Genomic DNA, 21,753 nt, shown 5'->3' on the forward strand with positions numbered 1-21,753 from the left:
GATTCCCCCTGACGGGGAGCGCTCTCATCGCCGTTAACGCACGGAAAACGGCCGCAGATACATAGGCTTGAATACAAGCTGTTCCCCGCGGCGGCTCGGGAGGGGTTTTCATCGGGACCGGAACCGGCGGACTCTCAACCTGTGCGGGAATGTCGATTCCAGCAGCTGATCCGCTTCTCTCATGGTTCGGTTCTCCGGCTACTCGTCTCCGTTATCGCCTGTAATACGAGAATAGCCCCCGTTTTATGCCATGTCAAGATCCTTTACGGCATCAGGGCTAACCTATGCCTTGCCGTTTCGCGGTTTTTAACCGATAATGGTACCAGTTATGGAACAAAACCAGTCTTTTAACGACCTCCTTTTTCAGGCGATCATGGAACGCCAGCAGTATTTCGACTCTATGCTTCTCCCAAAGCTCCAGGAAGAATTCCGGATAATGCAGAGCGCGTCGAAAACGATTCTGACGGTATTGCAAAAAAAGGGCGTGATCAGGGATGATCCGTACAACTACGACAGCAAGCGGGCTGATATAGAAGTTCCGCCCGAGGACACGTTCAGCGATAATGAAAAGGCCGCGATCATAGGACGACGGCTTTCGCAGTACGAAGCCATGCTTGATTACCTCAACAACTACTATCAGTTCAACTGCGATTACCTCGCTACCGACCGTATTCAAAAAATGGTGGCGCTGAACCGCACCTTCACCTGGGAATCGTTCTCCATCACCTCGACCCGCCCCAACACGAAGGGTCTCGCGGATCTCGTGAACAACATACGGAACGGCTCGGATCCCCTGTCGATCAGCATCATCAACGACGCCCTCACCCAGCTCAGCAAATCTTCGATCTCGATCACCAAAACGCTGAAAATGCTCACCGATTTCCACCGCGAACGCTATAAAACAGCCGTTCGCAAGATGGTCATGCCCGGAGCGGTGATCAATCCGGCAAGCCTTTCAAACGGAACATCCGCGGCGCTCAAGGAAATTAAAAAATCTTTCGCCGTCAACATGAAAGACCAGCCCTTCTACACCGAGCTGATCGAAGAAATTCTGAAAGAAGAATATTCCCCCGAACACGCGGTTCTGCAGCAGGAGCTTCTCGCCCGCCTCGCGATTTCCAAACAAAACCAAACAAAAACCGCTTCCGCCGAAAGCCTCAAGCCTGTCCTCCTCGACGGAATCAGAACGCTCGGCAGCGTCTCGCCTCAGCTCGACGAAATCGTCGCAAAACTCGCGGAAAACAACCATCTGCTCGCGAACATCGAAAAAAGCTTTTTCGAGAAGTTTTCAGAACTCCTGAAAAAAGCGTTCAACATAAAAAAACAGGACGAACTCATCTGGATTACCTCGATCGATCCGGCCACTCAGACCGGCAAGCGCGAGCAGCTCAACCTTACGGAGTTCATCGAGGACATCCGCCACCGTTCAAGAATTTTCACCGGCTTCACCCTGCGCAGTTCCCCGGCGTTTCAAAAAATCGAACTCATGGACGAGTCCCAAATTTTGGATCTTCTCACCCGTAACCTCGCAGAACTCGGAACGGTTTTGAAGCAGTGCGCGGGGCTCGACGATTATTTTAAGCAGAACGCCCCGCCGGAAATCAGAGACAGAGTGAGGGGAATTAAGGTGGAAATATCCGCGATCCGCAACAATATCGTAAAAGCCAACCAATGCAGGGCCGAATACGCTTCCCAGGTGGAAGAACAGCAACAACTCAAAAAACTGGGAATTACTCATGGTTAAATGCACCAAAACGCCTCTTCTTCTCGCCGCGAGCATCCTGTTCTTTCAAAGCGTCGCCTATGTGTTTTCCGCAGAACCCTACCCGCAGGAAGAATTCGTCGCCAACATCTCGGCGTCCGCGCCGGAATGGCGCCCTCATTACGCCTATAACGCGGACGAGGCTCAGATTCTTTCTGCCGTGTTCGAAGGACTCTTCGTATACGACCCCTTCGATCTTGAACCCGTCCCGGCGATCGCCGAATCCTGGACCGTCAGCGAAGACGGAAAAAAATGGACCTTCACGCTCAGGGAGAACGCGAAGTTTTCCACGGGCGAGCGGATTACTGCCGAACACTTCAAAAACTCTCTTATCGCGCTTTTAAATCCCGATCTCAGCGCTCCGTACGCGTCCCTGCTCGATCCGGTCGCGGGGGCCGCGGCATACCGCAACGGCGAAACGTCCGATCCGGCTCTCGTAGGAATCACGGCGAGCGGTCCGCGGACTCTGGTGATAGAGCTGGTTTCGAGAACCGAGCATTTGCCGAAAATTCTGTGCCACCACGCCTTCAGCGCGGTTCATCCCCGGGATCTTGCGTTATCCGCAAAAGCCGGCGAAAAACAGGAACCGCCGATATCGAGCGGAGCATTCTCCGTTGCAAGCGTCGACGGCGAACGGATACTCCTGGAAAAAAACCCGCAGTACTGGGACGCAGACCGGGTGGAGCTTCCGTCGATCAAACTCGTCCTTTCGGACGATCCCGACGTTCTCACCTCCCGTTTCAACCGGGGAGAGATTCACTGGCTCGCCGGATCGGTGAATGTTTCGCGCGTACTCGACAGCGCGTCGATCCACATCAATCCCATGTTCGCGACCGAGTACTTTTTCTTCCGCACCACCTGGGGCCTCGGCTCGAACAAGGGCGTCAGGCAGGCCCTGCTCAAGGCAGTGCCATGGGAAGAGCTCAGATCAAGCTATCTGATCCCCGCGAAAACCCTCGTGTTCCCGATCGCCGGATATCCGGAACTCGACGGAGTGAGTTCCAACGACCCGGCTGAAGCCTCTCGTCTCCTCAAGGAAGCGGGAATTCTAAATCCTGAAACCGAACTTCCGCTCGTAATAAGCATCCCCGAAGCAGACTCGTTCAAGAAGCTTGCGGAAATACTGAAAACAGCCTGGGAAGAACTAGGCTTTTCCGTCCAAATCAGGGTCATTCCCTACGGAACCTACTACAACACCCTGAGGCGCGACGATTATTCCCTGGGAATCACGTCATGGATCGGAGATTTCGCCGATCCGCTTTCTTTCCTGGAAATGTTCAGGCCTAATTCCTCGTTGAACGATTCGGGATGGAAGAACGACGCATATGAACAGCTCATTCTGGACGCCTCAGGAAAAAAACAAACGAAAGACAGATACTCGGCCCTGGCGGAAGCTGAAAAACTCCTGCTCGGGGAAGGCATAATTCTGCCGGTCGCACACAACCCGTCTTTCAACGTAATCGATCTCGACGGAATCGCCGGCTGGTACACGAACGCGCTGGATATTCATCCCTTCAAGTTCGTCCGCTTCGTGGCGGCGAAGCCCCTTCCCGGCGTGGCGATGGCGGTCCCCGGAGCCCGCGGGCTTTGACCAGAGCAGTTTTCTGTGCTATAATCGATAAGATATGAGCGAAGCCGCAATATATTCTGTAGACCAGAAAATCGTGTATCCCAGCCAGGGCGTTGGGAGAATCACCGAGATTAAAGAGAAGTCCTTCAAGAACGAAGCCGTCATGTATTACGTGATTTATCTTGAAGTGTCCGACATGACCGTAATGGTTCCCGTCAAAAAGGCGGCCGAACTCGGGATACGAGCGATCGTTTCACCCGAGGAAGCGCGGAAAGCCCTCGATTTGATCTCCGAAGAATTCGAACCCATTCCTTCCGACTGGAAGCTTCGATATCAGATCAACCTCGACCTCCTGAAAAAAGGCAGCGTCATCGATATCGCGACGATTGTCCGCTCCCTGTACCACCGCAGCAAAATCAAGGAGCTTCCGATCCTTGAAAGAAAACTCTACGATTCAGCGCGCAAGCTCCTTGAAGACGAAATAACCTACGCGCTCGACATGCCCCGCAAGGAAGTCGAATCGCTCATTCATACGCATCTTGAACCATTCGGAGTAGAAACCGTTAAACCCGTAAAGGGCGCGGCCGCAGTGGTGGAAGACGACGACGACGACTTCATGGACAACGATCTTGTGGAAGAGGAAGAAGAAGCCGACGAAATCGACGATTGACATATGAATCGCTCAGTAGTCATTACCGCGGCCGGAAGCTCGTCCCGTATGGGTTCCGGCCTTAAAAAAGAATACCGAACGCTGCCGGGTTTCCCGGCAGGCAGTCTTCCGGATCCTTCCAGCGGCGCGAAATCCGGTCGCGTGAGCGTCTTGTCGGCCGCAGTGCACGCCTTTCTGTCGTCCGCATACCGATTCGACTCGATAGTCGTCACGGTCCCCGAGCGCGGAGAGGCCGATGCGGCACGTGTTCTCGCCGAGGACCCGCGCATCGCTCCTTTGATAACCCGAAACAACACACGCCTTTCATTCATATCAGGCGGCTCTACCCGCCAGGAGTCGGTATTCCGCGCGCTCGAATCCCTTTCGGGCGACGATGCGCCGGGCACCGTTCTGGTACACGACGGCGCCCGCCCCTGGATCAGCTGCGACCTCATAGACGCGGTGCAAAGAACGACCGAGGAAAGAGGAGCCGCCGTTCCCGGAATTGCCGCGGTGGATACGCAGAAGGAAATCGACGAGGAAGGCAGAATCATCCGCCACCTGGAGCGCAGATTCATCGCCGCCGTACAAACTCCGCAGGGATTCCGCTTTTCTCCGCTGCTGGAAGCCCACCGAAAGGCCGCCGGAGACGGCAGGACCTATACGGACGACGCTGAAATCTGGGGTCGTTACGAAGGCGACGTATTCGTGTGCCCGGGAGACAGGGAAAACAGAAAGATAACTTTTCCGGAGGATCTCGCATGATACGGATAGGACTGGGATACGACCTTCACCGGCTGGTCGAAGGAAGGGCCTTCATGCTCGGCGGAATCGAAATACCGTACAGCAAGGGCGAAGACGGCCACTCAGACGGAGACGTGCTTCTGCACGCCGTGACGGACGCCGTCCTGGGAGCCTCCGGCCTCGGCGACATCGGCGAGTTTTTCCCGCCCTCCGATCAGCGCTGGAAGGGGGCGGATTCGAAGATGCTCCTCGAGGAAGCGTGGAAGGCTGTCGTACGGGACGGCTGGACGCTGGAAAACATCGACTGCGTCATCGCCCTGCAGGAGCCGAAATTCCTGCCCTGGCGGAAAGAAGTGCGGGAGTCTATAGCGCAGGTGCTGTCGGTGCCCGCGGAGAAAATCTTCGTAAAAGCGAAAACCGGAGAGGGCATAGGGTTCATCGGCAGAGGCGAAGCCGTCCAGGCGTGGACGGTCTGCCTTCTGAGCAAGCCGGACTAAGGCCGATCCGCAAAGCCCTATTTCTGAGGCAATTCCAAAATCAGTTCAACCTCGCCGCGCGACAGATGCAGGGCGCGAGCTATTTCGTCGACCTTCCAGCCCTGATGCGCCAGCTTCACGACATTCTCCCGTATTCCGACGGGAGGAGCTCCCTTCGTCTTTTTAGCCGGTCCGTCTTCCTTTAGAATGTCTCCCAGAAGCTTCAACTGGTCTTGGGACTGTTTGGAAATTTCTTCGAGCCGGGTCTCGGTTCGGGCGAGCCACTCGCGGGATTTCTGCATTTTTTCTATGCGTTCTTCGATATCGGAGAGCGTGGAGTCCAGCGTCGAAAGACGCTCGACGGCGGTTCCGATCTTGTTCTTTTCTTCGAGCAGGGCGTCCACGTCCCCGCGAAGTCCGGTAAGCTCGCCGGGCATGACGGACATGGACTTGCGGTATTCCTGCAGCTCGGACTCGAACTCTTTCAGCATTTCAAAGGCCCGGTCGATGCCGACGACGGTTTGATCGAGCACGAGGCCCTTTTTCTCAAGCCGTTCGTATCTGCCGTTGACCTCGGCGATGGAATCCTCGAAGCGCCTGATCTGCACCTGGTACTGCTGAATATCGTCGTCGGTGACGGTGAGTTCCGCCATCTTCCGGTCGACCGATTCGGAGAGGGCCATGAGATTGGTGAAATCGGTTTCCAGAAGATCGATGCGCTTTTTCTCCGACAAAACCTTGCTGACTTTCTGCGTCGCTTCCTCTTCGAGCTTGCGCACCCTGTTGTACTGCTGTTCGAGCGAGTTCATGCTGTCGCGGTATACGTCTAGACGCGAAACCTCTGCCCGCAGGCTTTCGATATCCGATTCCAGGGCGACCTTGAGCTGATCCGCCCGCTCGAAAATCTTCGTCTGGGCGATGAAGCCCTTTTGCTTCCGGTCGATTTCCTCGAGGTTCTTTGAAAGATCCGCGGCGTCAGACTGGAGCTTCTGAAAGAGCTTGTCCCGGTTCTGGTCGACTGTTTCGCGGATTTCCTGCACCATGAGCTTGAGCGACCGCAGCGTTTGGTCGGTTTCGATTCCGGTTTCGCGGATCTGGCGTTCGGTCTCGGCCGACATGGTTTGGTACGACGCCCGGAACTCTTTGAGGGCCTCGGCGGATCGATGGTTGAAGTCCTCGCCGGCCTTGGACATTGCATCGCGGAGGGAGGAAATTTGAGCTGCGAGTGCGGCGCGTTCGTCCTCCGTTCCCGCGAGGAATTCCCTGAAAGATGACTCCCAGGACGACTGTATGTTCGAGATGGATTCCGCGGCAGAGGTCTCCAGAGCGGCGACGCGGTCTTCGACCAGGGCGCGGGCCGAGGCCAGATTCTGTTCGTTCTTGGCCTGCCAGGCGGAGAAATCGGAGCGGATGCCTTCGATAAGGGTTTCCGCGTCCGACCTGGACGCGTCCATCGAGTGCGCGAATTCCTTAGTGCGCTGCTCGATTTCGCGCTCCTGCCTGCGGAGGGCTTCCTGTATGCTGTGCGCGTGGGCGTCGAGTTCGGTCTGGGCGTGCTGAGCGGCTTTGGAACGAGCCTGTTCGAATTCGGCGCGGTATTGTTCGACGAAGGAAAGCAGGGACTGATCGCTCGCGGTGATTCGGCCCCTGAGCTCCGATTCGATCGCAGAAATCTGCTCCTCCAGCCGATCGGACTGGACCCGGTACTGCTCCGCGATGTCCGACAGCCGCTCCTTGAACTGGACGGCCTGGCGGGCCTCTGTTTCCTTGAGCGAAGATTCGCTTTCAGCCGTGAGCGCGTCGAGGCGGGCGTCGACGTTGGATTTCCAGTTGTCGAGGGCGGCTGTGATAGCCTCGCCGCGGCGGGCGAGGTCGGAGAAGAAGTCGTCCTCGAAGACCTTGAGCTTTTCGGAGACGTTCTCGTAGGCGCGGGCCTTCAATTCGTTCAAGCCCTGTTCAAGCGACTGCATTCTTGAGGAAAGCGTTTCGCCGGAAGACAGGAAGCGTTCCGAGAATTCCTTGTAGCGGTTTTGCTGTTCCTGGACGAAGCCGGAAAAATCGTTTTGCACCTGGCGGGCCGTATCGGCCATCCGATTCCTGAGTTCGCCGTCCAGGCGCTCGACGTCTCCGATATGCGTTTCGAAGCGTTGGAGCCGGTCCGCGAGTTCCGAGCGCAGCAGGGAAAGAGAGGACTGAACCTCGCCGGAGGCGCGGCTGAAATCTCCTGAAATTTTCGATGAAACCTGTTCGAGCTCTTTTTCGAGCCGGGACGAGGCTTCCGAGAGTGACGCGGACTGGGACTCGTCCATAGATGCGATGCGGTTGAGTATCGCCCGGGAAGAGTCTTCCGCTCCGTGGACGGCGGTTTCAAGCCGTTCGCGGACGCTCCGTTCGAAGGTTTCAATCTCGCTTTCGATGGCGGAGGAAATCGAAGCGACGCGCGAATCGAGCTCGCTGACCCGTTCGTTCAGGCCGCCGAGAAGGGTTTCAGAGCGCTCTTGAGCGGCGGATTCCGAATCCCGCAGAGAAGACTCGAGAGACGCAAGACGGGATGAGTGATCCTGTTCGGTTGCCGATATTTTGGTTTGAGCCGCCTGTACGAAGCGGGCGATCTCGGATTTGATCGAAGAAAGACGCTCTTGAGACTCGTCGCGCAATTCGTCGATGGAAGACGAGACTTCCTTTTGCGCGGCGGAAAGAGAGGAAAGAAGCTCGGTGCGGGACGCATCCAGCGCGTCGAAGGTTTCGCTTCTCAGCGTTTCCACGGACTCCCTGGAGTGAGAGCGGAGGGCGGCGATGTCCCGCTCGGATTCGCTGCGCAGGGTTTCGATGATGCGCGCGGATTCGGTTTTAGCGATTTCTGCGGCCTTCGACGTATCTGTACGTACGGCTTCCTCGAGCCGGGCGATGTCCGCACGGGCGGCCGCGAGGGCTTCCGCAGTTTCGGTTTTTAGGGCGTTCGAGAGCGAAGCAGTTTCGGTTTGCAGGGACTCCGAGAGCGCCGCAGTTTCCCCGACGACGGCGATTTTCAGGCTGTCGATGTCCGCGCGGGCGGCCGCGAGGGCTTCCGCAGTTTCGGTTTTAAGGGCGTTCGAGAGCGAAGCAGTTTCGGTTTGCAGGGACTCCGAGAGCGCCGCAGTTTCCCCGGCGACGGCGATTTTCAGGCTGTCGATGTCCGCACGGGCGGCCGCGAGGGCTTCCGCAGTTTCGGTTTTAAGGGCGTTCGAGAGGGCTGAGGATTCGCTCTGCCAATCGGAGCGGAAGGCTTTCAACTGATGCTGGGCATCCTGCAGCTTTTCGCGGGCCAGTTCGTTCAGGGCCGCAGTTTTCTCTTCGATGGCGGCTTTATATTTCGCGAGCCTTTCGGAGGCCTGCTCTTTCAGTTTCTGGAAGGAGGAATCCTCGAGGGAGTCAGCGCGCTTGGCGGCTTCCGCGAAGCCCTTTTGGAAGAGCGCCGTGAGGCCGGTCGTCGTCTGGTTCAGGATGTTCTCGGTTTCGCTCCGGGTGGATTCGATTTTTACGGAAAGATCCCGGACGGTTTCCTTCCAGCCGGTGATGGTTTCGGCGTGAATATTTTCAATAACGATTTTATTCTGTCGGGCGAAGTCGTCGCGCAGAGCCGGGATCGCGGCGGAGATTTCCTCGATCTGTTTGCGGGATGCGAGGATTTTCCGTCCGAGGGAATCGGCGAAATCCGATTCGGAGGCAATGCGCTTCAAGTTTTCCTCGGCAGCGGAAGTCATCTCCATCAGCTGCTTGATGGTTTGCTCGTAGGTGTCTATGCGCTTTCCCATGTCGGCGATCGCCTGGGTGCGCTGGAGGAGCGCTTCTTCCCGGCGGGTTATATCTTCGCGAATGGACTCGAGGCGCTTCACGGCGGCTATCGCGCGCTGCTGCTCGACGTCGAGGGAAATAGTCGATTCTTCCAGCTTCCCGGTTTTTTCCTTGATGAAGGCTTCCAGGTCTTCCTTGAGCTTGTCGCCGAATTTTTTAACTTTTTCGATAGAGCGGTTACTTTTATCCAACTGGCGGAAAACGATAACCAGGGTACATGATAATATGAGGGTTATGATGTTTCCGGGAGTAAAAAACATTGCCGGGCCTGCCCTTTTTGTACAGAATAATATCAGTTATTCTAGCACAAACCGCTCTAATTGGCGATAGGAGTAAAAGGAAATATCGGCTTCGGGAATTCTCTTGCCCAACAGCCAGGCAAGGGGACTGACGATGCAGGCGGTGAGCATGCCGGCGTTCGAAGCGCCGCGCACGTCGGATCGGACAGAGTTTCCGACGTAGAGGATGCGGTTCGCGGGAACGCCGAGAGCCTTCGAGAGATCCTCGAAGGGAGCGGCAGAGGGCTTCAGGGCTCCCGAATTTTCCGAACCGAGAACGGCTTCGCACAGTGGAGCGAGGCCCCACACGTCTCCTTTCTGTTCGGGAAGAAAATCCGATAAGAGGCCGAGCTTCAATCCGTCTTTTTTAAGGGCCAGAAAACATTCACGGACGTGAGGAAAAAGGGGCACGCGCGAAAAGACGGGCTGCCAGCCCCGATACACGAGAGAGTCCAGGCGTTCGCGCTCCTCTTCAGGAGTTCGTCCCGTCCGTTTCGCGAGGAGCCCCGCCTGCCATTCGAAAAAATCGGATCTGGTTTGGCCGGGGTGTTCTTCCTGCCATATCCGCATTTCGGCGCGGACGCGTCCGAACTGAGCGAGCCAGAGGCCGCGGCGCAGCACGAAGGGAATCAGGCGGACGAAGAGGGACGGGTCGGGATACAGGGTCCCGTCGATATCAAAGGCAACTGCGTCGATTCTGGATCTCATTTTATTTTTATACTATACAGAAACCCTGCCTGTCCATCGGAAGAACCGGCTTCGAACCTCCACCGGGAAAACTCTCTCCGGAGAAAATCCTGCACCTTGGGGGGAAGGCTCGCGGAGGGAGTGAACGAGACGCTCCCTGAAATGACAGAGCCATCGGCGCGAACCCGGAAGCCGATGGTCACATCGAGATTAGAAGTGATGAGGACAATGAGTTCCGGGGGAAGCTCTATTTTCGGGTTTGCAGGACTGAGAAGCCTTCTCGCGGCGCCTTCGAACGAAAGTTCCGGAATGGTCGAGACAGAGCGGGAATCGGATGCCGACGCCGAGGAAGCGGAAGACGACGATCCGTCGCGGGAGCCGGCCGTTGCGGCGCCGATTTCTTTGAGGCTGCGTTCTGTGGACTCCGAGGCGTCGGTTTTTTGCCGCGCGGTCGAAGAAACCGCCGAGACCGGACCCGAGGGAGAAGAGTCCACCCTTCCGGCGCTTCCTTCGAAAACCTGATCCTGCCGGCCGCCCGAAGGGAGGCTCTTCCGTTCGACGGGAGAGGATTGTTCGGAAGCGGTAAAATCGAGGAATTCGGCCTCGCCCGTATCGCGGCTAGACGAAACAACCGGTTTATCGAAGTTTGGTATGCCCAGGCCGGAGGATTGCCGCGCCGGTTCGGCCGGCTTGGCCTTCGCGGCGGCGGGCTTCGCGGGAGCAGATTTCGCGGGCGCGGGCGGGGCTTTCTTCGCCGAAGAGGGAGCCGCTTTGTTCGCCGCCGGAACGCGTTCGGGCTCCTGAACTTCCGCGATTTTCTGCGGAGCCGGGGGCGGAATTTCGCGCTCAGGGGGGTTAAGGAGAATTTTCACCGATTGGTATTCGACAGTCTTCGGCGGGCGCAGGGTTTCCGGAAAGAGCATGAAGAAAAGCCCGATAACCGCGTAAAAAAGAAGAGAAAACAATGCGCTTTTCTTGAGGCGATCGCGGTCCGACTGGTTAAAATCCATCACTTCGGCAACCCCTTACTCCCGCGTCCGGAGATTTACGCCGACGAAGCCCGTTCTCCGCAGGGAGTCCAGGACGTTGACGATCCGTCCGTTCGGCACGGCAGAGTCGGCTTCAAGGCTCACCGGGACGGCATCCCGTGGAATGTCCGTGCCGAGGGCTTCGAGGGCCGCGTCCAACGCTTCCATCTCCACCCGTTCGGTGTTGACGTAGAGGCCGCCGTCTGCTTCCACCGTGATGGTGATGCCGTTCGTGCGCACGCCCTGGGCGGTCGAGGATTTTGGAAGATCGAGGGAGATGCCCGGCAGCACCGCGAAGGTTGTGGAAACCAGAAAAAAGAGGATGAGCTGGAACACCACGTCGATCATGGGAACCAGATCGACGACCGCGCGCGTTTCGAGTCTCCGCTTAAACTTCATGCTTTTTCTTCTCCGCGACCAAAAGGAGAACCAGGTCGCTCACGGACGCTTCCATTTCCGTTACCATGCGGTTCACCTCCGCGATGAAGTAGTTGTAGAAAATGATGGCGGGAATGGACACGATAAGGCCGGTCGCGGTGGTAACCAGGGCTTCTGAAATGGCGCCGGCGAGAACGGCGGGATTTCCCATGGAGCCCATGTCCCCCAGGACGCCGAAGGCCTGGATGTTGCCGGTAACGGTTCCCAAAAGGCCGAGGAGGGTCGCTATGTTCGCCACGGTGCCGAGGGTGGAAAGATAGCGTTCAAGCCGGGGAATTTCCCGGTTCGCCTGATTCATCACCGCTTCCTTTATGGAAGCCTCTGAAAAATCGCGGTAGGCGATTCCCGTCTTCATCAGCCGGGACACGGGGCTTTCCACGGTATCGCAGATGGCCGCGGCTTCGTCGTAATGGCCCTTGTCGATGCTCGCGCGGATGCGCGGAAGGAGATCCCGCTCCCCCTTTTTAATGCCGCTGTAGAAAATGAGCCGCTCGATGATGATCACCGTGGCTATCACGGCGCTGAGCGCTATCGGAATCATTACCGGGCCGCCGCCTATTAAAATTGAAAACATGTACAACCTCCAGAGTATTGAGCGCTTCGGAAAAAAAGCGAGTTTTTTTTCGAAGCGCCCGTGTATTAAAAGTCCACGCGGGCAGACGCTGAAAAAGATCCGCTGCGCAGGGCGTAATTTCCAAGCCGGTACCGGGTTTCTCCCAGCATCGGAGACAATCCGTCTTCTACGGACACGATGAAAGACAGCATGTCGGCGGGCCGCAGGGTCGCGGTTACGCCGATTTCGGGCAGGGCCTCGTAATCCAGCGCGACGAGGGCTTGCGCGCGCGCGTCCCAGAGGGGACGCGGACCGGGGGACTTAACTCCGGCTGAGAAGCGGGCCTCGTGGGCGCCGTCCTTCCAGAGAAGATCGAGCCACTGGGCGTTCCAGGCGGCTTCCAGTGTGAAGACCGACGGCGTCCAGGCGAGGGCAAGCGAGGACTCCAGGCTGTTGCGCTCGACCCGGGCCGTTTCTAAAAGCGAGGACTGATCAAGGGTATCGGTAACCGCGAGGACGCCGCGCCCGAAGGCAGTCTTTTTCCACGCAAGGGCGGTCGAAAAGGAAACCCGCTCGGCCGGCGTCACCGAGGCTTGCGCTTGAGCGAACCAGTCGGAAGAAAGCGCGCTTAAGCGGTTCCGCTCGACGAAGGGATGATCGGGAGCGAGATCCCAGGGGGACGCGCGGTCGGCGCTCAAGCCCGCCGAGACGTGGATAAGACTCAACGCCTCCAGAGGATGGTCGAAGTCGAGAGCCGTGGCAAAGGGGGCGAGAACGCCGTCTTCGCTATCGTAGCGGAGTCCGCCTGAAAGCGACGCGCGGAAGAAGCTCCGTTCCCAGAGGAGAGACAGATCCCCGGAGCCCTGATGGAATTCGCCGATATCGGCCATGCCTTCGAAAAAGTAGCCGCCGAAAAGAGATATATCGGCGGTTCCGCCGAAAGCGGAGCCGGCCCAGCCGGCTGAAATGCCGGGGATGATCTGATAGGAGGCGGCGTCGGTTATTGTTTCGTTAACATAGGGTTCGACTGATCCCGCAAGGGAATCGGGAGAAGCCAGGCGGGAAAGGCCGGCGAAGGAGGCTCCCCAATAGGCTCCGGGAGCGGATTCAGTCCGGGATGAATAGGCGCCGTTCCAGGCGATTTCACGCGAACTCAAGGACCAGTAGCGGTCGTTTTTGCCCTGAAAACCGTCCGATCCGGAAGAGAGGGAGGAGTCGAGGGACCAGACGCCGGTTTGGATTCCGGGTGTATGGCGGACGGAGGCGCGGAGATCGATCGACCGGTCGAAGAAGGCTTCGCCGACGGATGAGCCGGTGTAGGCGTCCGCCGCGTCGTAGGCGAAATGCAGGGATGCCTCGGGAGAGCCGGAAGAGGCGCTTCGAGCTTTCGAGCCGTGGACGAAGAGTTCGCCCTTGAGGAGTCCCGGATAGCCGGCCCCGAGAAGAGCGTAGCCTATGACCGGGCGCGGGGCTTCGGGAACGTCCGGGACGGGAAGCTCCCGGGAAACGGGTTCCGCGGGAAGCGGTTCGGCTTCCGCGGCGGGAGGATCTTGCGGAAGCGGAACGGGAGGATATTCCGGGACGGCCGCCGGAAAGGGGGACGGCAGCGAAGGCAGCGCGCCTTCAGGAACGGCGTTGCCGGTGTTGCGTATGCGGGTTTCGATGTCCGGCACGGAAATGTCGGAGGCGAAAGCCCTGAAAGCAGTCAAAATGAGAAGAGAAGCTGCATATCGGTATTTCAGTTTCAATTGTTTGTTCATTCATTACTCCAGTAAAAGAGAGGCCCGGCGGGTCCAGAGGGAGTCGGGCCATTTTTTCTCCATCGTCGCGAGGGTTTTATCCGCGTCGCCGGTTTGTCCGGATTGGAGGAAGCTGTCGACGGCGCCGTAGAGGGCTTCGGCGGAGCGTTCGGCGTCGAGGGAGGAGAAGATAGCGCCGGCGGAGAGGAAGGCGGAGGAGGCTTCGCGGAAGGAGCCGTTTTCTCGCAGCGCGCTTGCCAAAAGGGTCCAGGCGGTACCGAAAATACTGCGGTCGTTCCGTGAGAGAGAGTCGAAGGAGGACGGGCTTCTGGAGGTGATTTCGCGCAGCAGGTCCAGGGCTTCGCTGCGTTTATTCCAGTCCGCGAGCCAGACGCGGGCGAGGCGCAGACCGGCGGAGCGGCCTTCCGCTGTGGAGGCGCGGCCGGAGCGGAGGTAGGCGCTGTGGAGGGAGGCGACGTCCGGGGAGAGCCCCTTCGAGAGGGAGGAGAGTTCCTCGATTTCGCGTTCCATGTCGTCGAGGCGGGCTTCTTCGCTCCAGGCGGACTGGTAGGCGCGGGCGTGGGCGAGAGCGGCGGCGTATTCGCCTTTTTCCTTGGAGAGGCGGATGAGGATGCGGTAGGACTGGGGCGCGGCGGAGCCTTTGGGAAATTTTCGGACGCATTCTTCGAGCCAGAGAATGCCCAGGTCGGGGTTGCCGGAAGAGCCCAGGGACTCGCCGCCGAGGCGGAGGACGGGTTCGAGGTAGCGGCCGGAAGGCCAGGTTTTGCGGTATTTTTCGAAAAGGGCGACGGCTTTGCGGAAGTCGCCGGCGACGAACCAGTTTTCTCCGGCGCGGAAGAAGGCTTCCTCCGCGAGCGGATCTTTGGGGAAATCGGCGTGGACGCGGAGCCAGCGTTCCTCCGCCAGGGCGGGTTTGTTCTGGCGGGCGGCTATTTCGCCGTACATGAACCAGGCGCGGGGCGCGAGGGCTGTTCTGCCGCGGGTCGCGGAGCCGTCGGCTACGCCGGAAAGCACTTCGCCGGCGGGGGCGTATTTCTTTTTATCGATGAGGATCGAGGCCTTGAGCAGGGACGATTCGGCGATTTCCGGGCCCGAGGGGCGAGGCGCACCGCGCGTTCGGCGAGCGGAAGGGGGTCGATTCCGGCCTGAACGGCCGCGAGGGCGGCGGTGGTCGCGCCCTGCCAGGAAAGCGGGTGGGAGTTCCAGCCGTCCAGGTAGCCGGTGAAGGTGCGCACGGAGTCGGCCCAGAGGCCGAGCCGGTATTGGCTGTAAGCCAGATAATAGCGGCTCCAGGGCGCAAGGTCGGGGAAGCCGGCTTCCTGATCGGGGGTAAAACGGGACAGGGAGTCGACGGCCTGTTTCCAGTCGCCCTCGCGGACGGCGGAAAGCCCTGACAGGTAGCGGGAGAGGGCCCAGGCTGCAGGATCGGTTTGGCGGAGAGAGGGAAAGGCAGCGTCGAAGCTTGAAAGCCGGGCCGCGGTTCCTTCGTCAGCGACGCGGAACCAGGAGAGGTAGACCTGGGGATCGGCGGTTTTACCGGAATCGAGGCGGGATTTCAGGATCGAGCGGGCTTCGCCGGTTTTACCGAGCTTATAGAGGGCTTCTCCGTGCCAGCGGGCCGCCTGATCGGCTATTTCCTCCGGAGCGGCAGTTTGGCGGCTGCTCCAGGAGAGAGACTTGCTCCAGTTTCCCTGTTCGCCTTCAAGGCGGGCAAGCTCGAGGAGGTACCAGGGCTGGAGTTCTCCTGCACGGGGCAGCGCCTTTTCCAAATGAGCGACGGCCTCGCGGGCGGGAAGCGCCCTGGCGGCCAGAAGATCATCGCGCGGGTCGGCGGCGAGGCTGCCCGGGAAAGCAAGCAGAAAAGCGAGAATAGTTACGCTATGAACAACGCACGATGCGGTTTTCGGCACAAAATCCTTCCTTGCGATTAAAAGTAACGAAGACGGGCGATGGTAACACCGTTTTTCTACGGCCAGAAATAGCCGGTTTGCGGCACGCGCACGCGAACCAGGTGCACCCAGGCGTCGGAATTGGCAGAAACGAACTTCTCCGGAGGCGTTTCGAGGGCGCTTTCGAACACGGCGACATGAAAGGCGCCCGCGTCGTCGAACCAGGGGAAAAAGAGGGCGATGTGATGATATTGGCGGAGAAGCGGCTCCCCGCGTTCGCGGCTTATCGCGCCGAGATAGAAGTGGCCGCCTTCGCTCGCGGCGAGGTAGTAAAGATAGGGCATGAGCTCGGAAACCTTGTAGCCGACCGCCTCCTGGTAGCCTGAGGAGGCGGAAAACGGTTCGACGGTCACGTCTACGCCCGAATTCGAAGGAAGCTTGGTCCGCCTGAGGCGGGCAGAAACCGCGGCGGAGGCGAGGTGGCGGGTCCAGTTCAGGCCGAAATACAGGTCGCGCGAATCGCGGAAGGGCTCGGTGAAGTGCGTTTTCGGGGAAGAGGTTTCACCCTTCAGCGCGTCGATGCGGGTGTTCGAGCCGGTGATCGGTTTTATCGCGCCGTCTACGACCCATTTGGCGAAACCGGAGCAGTTCACGCCGCCTTCAAGGGCGCCGGGAAGGCTGCCTTCGGGGAGTGCTTTCAGTATATCGGCGGGAGTCTGCGGCTCTCCCGAAGCGATGAATACGGGGTTTCCGTCGTGGTCGAAGGCGCCGTCGTCGAGGTAGACAAGAGAGGGAAGGCGTTCGCGGAGGGTTTCGACGGCAGAGGCCATGTCGCGATAATCGGCGCCGACGGGGCGCAGCAGATGCCAGGGAACTGCGGAGGCGGTAAGGGAGACGATGTGTTCGAAGGGACGGGTGAAAACCGACGAAAAGGGAATGCCGACGGGTATGTCGCGGACCAGGGGAAGGCCGTGGATTTCCAGAGTCAGGCGCGAAATGGAATCGTTTTCGGTTCTTCCTGCGGCCCCGGGCGCAATGATGACTTTCACTTCCGGGTCCGGAACCGGATACACGACGATGCCCAGGGGTTCTCCCGAGCGGAGATCGCGTTCGAGAATCCAGGTTCCCTGCCGGCCGGAGGCGTAGAGGGGAGAAAACGAGACTTCAAGGGTTGAACGGTCGGCCGATTGCGAGACGGAAAAGGAAAAGGGATGGACGCCCGATTCCATGCACAGCTCGTCCTTGAGGCCGAGAACGGAGGACGGGTCCGCCGACAAGCAGGATTCCGCCATTTTCGTGCGGATTCCCGCCGATTCGACGAATCCGGACGGGACGGCGGCGGACGGAGGAGAAGCGTAGACTGAAATCGCCGCGCCGAGGCACAGGAGGGCGGCGATGGATCGCGTATGTAGTCGTTTCATATCCCTTTGGTTATCGGCACGCCGGCGATAAAGCTGAACCGGAGCCCGGGCGCGGGCCCGGACTCCGAAACGGTTCAGCGGTTCAGCGGTTCGCGCAGGCCCGGACCGGCGGTCAATGGGCGCCGGCTGTCTTCGTTTCGTCCGGGTGGGCGCCCTTGGGAGCGTTCGCCAGCAGAAGCTTCAGACGGTTCAGCTGGTTGACCTCGCTCGCGCCCGGATCGTAATCGATGGCGGCGATGTTCGATTGCGGGAAGCGGCGGCGCAGCTCCTTGATCATGCCCTTTCCCGTGACGTGGTTCGGGAGGCAGGCGAAGGGCTGAACGCAGGCGATGCTGGGAACGCCGGTGTGGATCAGCTCGATCATCTCCGCCGTGAGGAACCAGCCCTCGCCCGTCATGTTGCCGAGCTGAACGATGTCGTCGACCCCGTCCTGGAGTTTGTAGATGGACTCGGGCGGAGTGAAGCGCACGCTCGCGGAAAGCTCCTTCTTGATCTTCCATCGGTACAGTTCGAGGAACCATACCAGAAGGTGCGCGGTGCGCTCGGAGGATTTCGGGAAGGCGAGCTTTTTGTGCTTGTACACGCCGTTCACGAACGAATAAAAGAGGAAGTCCGCGAGATCGGGAACCACGCACTCGGCGCCTTCGTTTTCGATGGTGCCGAAAATGTCGTTGTTGGCGGTGGGGTGGAACTTGACCAGAATTTCGCCGACGACGCCGACCCTCGGCTTGTGGACCTGTTCGAGGGGAAGGGAGTCGAAATCGCGGACGATGTCGCGGACGAGCCGGTGGTAGCCGGAGATCGACAGGGACTTCAGCTGGGCCGCCGCTCGGGTGTTCCATTTTTCGTACATCTCGTTCGCCGAGCCAGGTACGCTTTCATAGGGACGCGTGCGGTAGAGAACCCGCATGAGGAGGTCGCCGATCATGACGGACATCATCGAGCGGTGGATGAGAGCCGGAGTCATCTTGAACCCCGGGTTCTTCTCGAACGATTGGGCGCTCAGTGAGATGACCGGGATGTGGCCCCAGCCGATGTCCGAGAGGGCGCGCCTGATGAAGCCGATGTAGTTCGTAGCGCGGCAGCCGCCTCCGGTCTGCGTGATCAGAAGGGCGACGCTGTCGAGGTCGTATTCGCCCGATTTCAGCGCGGAGATCATCTGGCCGGCGACGAGGATCGACGGATAGCAGGCGTCGTTGTTGACGTACTGGAGACCGTAATCGACCGCCTTCGTGTCCACGTCAGGCAGAATCACGAAATTGAAGCCCGAATATTCGAAGGCCTTCTGCAGAAGGCGGAAATGGATGGGAGACATCTGCGGAGCGAGAACGGTGTACCGCTTCTTCATCTCCTTCGTGAACACCACCCGGTGATGGGCGGAGGACTTGAATTTCAGCTTCGTCGCGTTGCGGTCGCGCTCGCGAATGGCGGCGATGAGGCTGCGCATGCGGATCCGCACGGCGCCAAGGTTGGAGCCTTCGTCGATTTTGACGAGGGTGTACATCCGGCCCTTGGCGTCGAGAATTTCCTGCACCTGGTCTGCGGTTACCGCGTCGAGGCCGCAACCGAAGCTCGTCAGCTGAACCAGTTCGAGATCGGGATTGGACGTGACGTACTGGGCCGCGCGGTAGAGGCGGTTGTGGTAGGTCCACTGGTCGACGATCCTCAAGGGGCGTTCGACGGCTCCGAGCTGGGCGACTGAATCTTCCGTCAAAACCGCGAGGCCGAGCCCCGTGAGGAGCTCCGGAATTCCGTGATGGATTTCCGGGTCCAGGTGGTACGGGCGGCCGGCGAGAACGATTCCCTTCAGGCCGCGTTCGTGGATTTCGGCAATCGTCTCCTCTCCCTTGCGGGCGACTTCGTCGCGGAAGGCGTCCTGCTCGGCCCAGCCGTCGCGGACGGCGGAAGTTATTTCCTCGAGGGAAATGCCGAACTCGCCGCCGAGTTCTTCGAAGAGGCGCTCGACCAGACGCTTTTCGTCGTCTATGGGAAGGAAGGGGTTCATGAAGCGGATGGAGTCGTCCTGCCTGAGGGCGTCCATGTTGTTCCTGAGAACTTCCGGGTAGCTCGTTACGATCGGGCAGTTATAGTGGTTTCCGACGCCCGGATCCTCGACCTGCTCGTAGGGGGCGCAGGGATAGAAGATGAACTTCACGCCGGCTTTGAGCAGGGCCTCGACGTGGCCGTGAGTGATTTTTCCGGGGTAGCACACCGATTCCGAGGGAATCGATTCCAGGCCCAGTTCGTAGATGTGTCGGCTCGACCGGGGAGAGAGCCGGACGCGGAAGCCGAGCTTGGTGAAAAAGGTGAACCAGAACGGGTAGTTTTCGTAGAGGTTGAGAACCCGGGGAATTCCGACGTCCCCGCGGGTTGCGGCTTCGTGGGAGAGCGGCTTGTAGCGGAACAGCCTGCGGTACTTCCAGTCGAAGAGGTTGGGAACCGGGGGCTTTTCGGGTTTTTCAAGGCCGTGGGGCTCGTCGTTGTTTTCCGCGATCATGTGGGCGGAGCTGTCCGCGTGGGTCGCCGAGCCGGCTTCCGGTTTTACGGACAGGTCGATTTCAAGGCCGCGTTCGCATCTGTTTCCGGTGATGAAGCGCCGGGGAGGCGCGACCATCTGTTCAACGGGACCGGAGGTGACCACGCCGGAGGTGAAGGTATTGATCGTAAGCAGGCAGTTGTTCGAGCACTTGCCGCAGCGGCGCAGTTCGAGTTCGACCGCGAAGCTTTCGAGCTGTTCGGGAGTCGCGAGTCCTGTGCGGGCGTCCGCGGGCGAGCCGGCGTCCTTCCACTGGTCCAGGGCGATGAGGGCGGCTCCGTACGCGCCCATGAGGCCGGCCACGTCCGGACGGAACACGTTGCGTCCGGAAATTTTCTCGAAGGCGCGGAGAACCGCGTCGTTATTGAAGGTTCCGCCCTGCACGACGACTTTTTCGCCGATGGCGGAGGCGTCGCGGAGCTTGATAACCTTGAAGAGGGCGTTTTTGATGACGGAATACGACAGGCCCGCGGAGATGTCGCCTACGGACGCTCCCTCCTTCTGGGCCTGTTTGACGCGGCTGTTCATGAATACGGTGCAGCGGCTTCCCAGATCCACCGGCTTGTCGGCGAGGAGGGCCTTGTTGGAGAAGGCGTGGATGTCCATTCCGAGGGAGCGGGCGAAGTTGTCGAGGAAGCTTCCGCATCCCGAGGAGCAGGCTTCGTTCAACTGGATCGAGGTGATGGCCCCGTCCTTCATGCGCAGGCACTTCATGTCCTGGCCGCCGATGTCCAGAAGGAACTCGACTCCGGGGACGAAGAAGTCCGCGGCGCGGTAGTGGGCTATCGTCTCAACTTCGCCGGCGTCGACGCCGAGAGCGGCCTGGAAGAGGGCTTCGCCGTAGCCTGTGGAACAGGAGCGGACGATGCGGACGCCAGAGGGAAGGCGGCGGTAGAGGTCCTTGAGGACGCGCACCGCGAGGTCTACGGGATTTCCGCCGTTCACGTCGTAGAAGCGCCAGAGAATGCGGCCGAGCTCGTCGACGAGGACGGCCTTGGTGGTGGTGGAACCGGCGTCGAGACCGAGGAACACGGGGCCCTTGACCGTATCGAGATCTGCCGAGGCGGCCATTTCAGACGCGTGGCGGACGCGGAACTCCTCTAATTCCCGCTCGTTCGCGAACAGGGGCTCGAGGCGCTGAACCTCGTGCATTTCCGCGTTCACCAGGGTCTTGAGGGCGGTCCGCAGCTCGCCGATTTCGAAGAAGCGCGCTCGCGGCGCCTTTCCCGGAACGGAGGGAGAAGCTACCGGGGTGAAGGTCATCGCCGGTCCGAGAGATTCGGCTTCGGGAAGCTCGGCCGACCAGGCGGCGCCGGCTGCCACGAAGAGCTGGGAATCTTCGGGGATCAGGATTTCATCGTCCTTGAGCTTGAGGGTTTCGATAAACCGGCGGCGGAGCTGGTCCATGAAGTGCAGCGGTCCGCCGAGGAAGGCGACGCGGCCGCGGATGGGTTTTCCGCAGGCCAAGCCGGAAATAGTCTGGCTTACTACCGCCTGGAAAATGCTCGCGGCGATGTCTTCCCGTCTCGCTCCCTCGTTGATGAGGGGCTGGATGTCGGTTTTCGCGAACACGCCGCAGCGGGCGGCGATGGGATACAGGATGGTCGCGCCTCTTGCGAGGTCGTTGAGGCCGTCGGCGTCGGTTTCCAAAAGGGCCGCCATCTGATCGATGAAGGCTCCCGTTCCGCCGGCGCAGGTGCCGTTCATGCGCTGCTCCACCCCGCCGGTGAAGTACGTGATCTTCGCGTCTTCGCCGCCGAGTTCGATGGCTACGTCGGTTTTCGGAATGATTTTCCGCACGGCCGTCGTGGCGGCGACCACTTCCTGGATAAAGGGCACCGAGAGCCAGTGCGATACGGCGAGCCCGCCGGAACCGGTGACTTTCACGCTCAGCTTGGGCGAGGCGTCTCCCCGGGAGCGGAATAAATCTTCTATTATAGTCAGAGCATTGTCCACGACCGAAATGATGGTGCTCCGGATATCGGCTCTATGTCTTTCGTATTTGCTGTACAGAGTCGAGCCGTCCGCATCGAGAGCGACGACCTTTACCGTAGTTGAACCCACATCGATGCCGACGCGTATTACAGATTGTTCTTTCATGTCACGCATGATGCCACAGATGCAAAAG

General features: G+C 59.4%; 15 protein-coding genes. 5 read left to right on the forward strand and 10 right to left on the reverse strand.

Annotated elements, in window-relative coordinates; translation table 11 throughout:
• The first annotated feature begins 328 nt into the window (after window positions 1-328).
• The 5 genes from K7J14_RS11825 to ispF are packed head-to-tail and all read left to right on the forward strand — an operon-like array spanning window position 329 to window position 5,222.
• Window positions 329-1,744 (forward strand): hypothetical protein, encoded by a 1,416-nt coding sequence (locus K7J14_RS11825; protein WP_230756500.1) that lies wholly within the window; start codon window positions 329-331, stop codon window positions 1,742-1,744.
• A complete protein-coding gene (locus tag K7J14_RS11830) occupies window positions 1,737-3,353 on the forward strand; it encodes a peptide ABC transporter substrate-binding protein (protein WP_230756503.1) in 1,617 nt (538 codons plus the stop codon). The genes K7J14_RS11825 and K7J14_RS11830 overlap by 8 nt, the downstream gene beginning before the upstream one ends.
• A gap of 34 nt (window positions 3,354-3,387) precedes the next feature.
• Window positions 3,388-4,002 carry a CarD family transcriptional regulator gene (locus K7J14_RS11835; RefSeq protein WP_230756507.1) on the forward strand — a complete coding sequence of 205 codons (615 nt, stop codon included), beginning with the start codon at window positions 3,388-3,390 and terminating at the stop codon, window positions 4,000-4,002.
• A gap of 3 nt (window positions 4,003-4,005) precedes the next feature.
• Complete coding sequence (locus K7J14_RS11840) at window positions 4,006-4,746, forward strand: IspD/TarI family cytidylyltransferase (protein ID WP_230756510.1); 741 nt, start codon at window positions 4,006-4,008, stop codon at window positions 4,744-4,746.
• The gene (gene ispF / locus K7J14_RS11845; protein WP_230756513.1) at window positions 4,743-5,222 is read left to right on the forward strand and encodes a 2-C-methyl-D-erythritol 2,4-cyclodiphosphate synthase; all 480 of its coding nucleotides are present in this window, start codon (window positions 4,743-4,745) and stop codon (window positions 5,220-5,222) included. Before K7J14_RS11840 ends, ispF begins: the two co-directional genes overlap by 4 nt.
• A 17-nt stretch (window positions 5,223-5,239) precedes the next feature.
• Here the strand turns inward: ispF and K7J14_RS11850 are convergent, their stop codons facing one another.
• The 10 genes from K7J14_RS11850 to K7J14_RS11895 all read right to left on the reverse strand — a co-directional run bounded on the left by K7J14_RS11850 (window position 5,240) and on the right by K7J14_RS11895 (window position 21,725).
• A complete protein-coding gene (locus K7J14_RS11850; protein ID WP_408033990.1) occupies window positions 5,240-9,295 on the reverse strand; it encodes a SpiroCoCo family coiled-coil protein in 4,056 nt (1,351 codons plus the stop codon).
• 36 nt (window positions 9,296-9,331) lie between these two features.
• Window positions 9,332-10,021, reverse strand: coding sequence for an HAD family hydrolase (locus K7J14_RS11855; protein ID WP_230756519.1), 690 nt, complete (start codon window positions 10,019-10,021; stop codon window positions 9,332-9,334).
• Window positions 10,018-11,010: a hypothetical protein gene (locus K7J14_RS11860; RefSeq protein WP_230756521.1), complete on the reverse strand. Its 993-nt coding sequence runs from the start codon at window positions 11,008-11,010 to the stop codon at window positions 10,018-10,020. Before K7J14_RS11860 ends, K7J14_RS11855 begins: the two co-directional genes overlap by 4 nt.
• Before the next feature lie 15 nt (window positions 11,011-11,025).
• The gene (locus tag K7J14_RS11865; protein ID WP_230756523.1) at window positions 11,026-11,427 is read right to left on the reverse strand and encodes an ExbD/TolR family protein; all 402 of its coding nucleotides are present in this window, start codon (window positions 11,425-11,427) and stop codon (window positions 11,026-11,028) included.
• Entirely contained in the window at window positions 11,417-12,040 is a 624-nt protein-coding gene (locus K7J14_RS11870; RefSeq protein ID WP_230756526.1) for a MotA/TolQ/ExbB proton channel family protein, read from the reverse strand. The genes K7J14_RS11865 and K7J14_RS11870 overlap by 11 nt, the downstream gene beginning before the upstream one ends.
• A 65-nt stretch (window positions 12,041-12,105) precedes the next feature.
• Entirely contained in the window at window positions 12,106-13,779 is a 1,674-nt protein-coding gene (locus K7J14_RS11875; RefSeq protein WP_230756529.1) for a hypothetical protein, read from the reverse strand.
• A 3-nt stretch (window positions 13,780-13,782) separates the two neighbouring features.
• Window positions 13,783-14,793, reverse strand: a complete 1,011-nt coding sequence (locus K7J14_RS11880) for a tetratricopeptide repeat protein (RefSeq protein ID WP_230756532.1) — start codon at window positions 14,791-14,793, stop codon at window positions 13,783-13,785.
• The gene (locus K7J14_RS11885) at window positions 14,778-15,689 is read right to left on the reverse strand and encodes a tetratricopeptide repeat protein (protein ID WP_230756535.1); all 912 of its coding nucleotides are present in this window, start codon (window positions 15,687-15,689) and stop codon (window positions 14,778-14,780) included. The genes K7J14_RS11880 and K7J14_RS11885 overlap by 16 nt, the downstream gene beginning before the upstream one ends.
• 56 nt (window positions 15,690-15,745) lie before the next feature.
• Entirely contained in the window at window positions 15,746-17,089 is a 1,344-nt protein-coding gene (locus tag K7J14_RS11890) for a hypothetical protein (protein WP_230756538.1), read from the reverse strand.
• 112 nt (window positions 17,090-17,201) lie between these two features.
• Window positions 17,202-21,725, reverse strand: coding sequence for a 2-hydroxyacyl-CoA dehydratase (locus K7J14_RS11895; RefSeq protein WP_230756540.1), 4,524 nt, complete (start codon window positions 21,723-21,725; stop codon window positions 17,202-17,204).
• Between the last annotated feature and the right edge of the window lie 28 nt (window positions 21,726-21,753).

This window comes from Teretinema zuelzerae, assembly GCF_021021555.1.
Lineage (GTDB): Bacteria > Spirochaetota > Spirochaetia > Treponematales > Treponemataceae > Teretinema > Teretinema zuelzerae.

Coding starts and splice junctions, on each gene's coding strand:
- K7J14_RS11825 (WP_230756500.1), top strand. CDS start 329: ATGGAACAAAACCAGTCTTTTAACGACCTCCTTTTTCAGGCGATCATG.
- K7J14_RS11830 (WP_230756503.1), top strand. CDS start 1,737: ATGGTTAAATGCACCAAAACGCCTCTTCTTCTCGCCGCGAGCATCCTG.
- K7J14_RS11835 (WP_230756507.1), top strand. CDS start 3,388: ATGAGCGAAGCCGCAATATATTCTGTAGACCAGAAAATCGTGTATCCC.
- K7J14_RS11840 (WP_230756510.1), top strand. CDS start 4,006: ATGAATCGCTCAGTAGTCATTACCGCGGCCGGAAGCTCGTCCCGTATG.
- ispF (WP_230756513.1), top strand. CDS start 4,743: ATGATACGGATAGGACTGGGATACGACCTTCACCGGCTGGTCGAAGGA.
- K7J14_RS11850 (WP_408033990.1), bottom strand. CDS start 9,295: ATGTTTTTTACTCCCGGAAACATCATAACCCTCATATTATCATGTACC.
- K7J14_RS11855 (WP_230756519.1), bottom strand. CDS start 10,021: ATGAGATCCAGAATCGACGCAGTTGCCTTTGATATCGACGGGACCCTG.
- K7J14_RS11860 (WP_230756521.1), bottom strand. CDS start 11,010: ATGGATTTTAACCAGTCGGACCGCGATCGCCTCAAGAAAAGCGCATTG.
- K7J14_RS11865 (WP_230756523.1), bottom strand. CDS start 11,427: ATGAAGTTTAAGCGGAGACTCGAAACGCGCGCGGTCGTCGATCTGGTT.
- K7J14_RS11870 (WP_230756526.1), bottom strand. CDS start 12,040: ATGTTTTCAATTTTAATAGGCGGCGGCCCGGTAATGATTCCGATAGCG.
- K7J14_RS11875 (WP_230756529.1), bottom strand. CDS start 13,779: ATGAACAAACAATTGAAACTGAAATACCGATATGCAGCTTCTCTTCTC.
- K7J14_RS11890 (WP_230756538.1), bottom strand. CDS start 17,089: ATGAAACGACTACATACGCGATCCATCGCCGCCCTCCTGTGCCTCGGC.
- K7J14_RS11895 (WP_230756540.1), bottom strand. CDS start 21,725: ATGAAAGAACAATCTGTAATACGCGTCGGCATCGATGTGGGTTCAACT.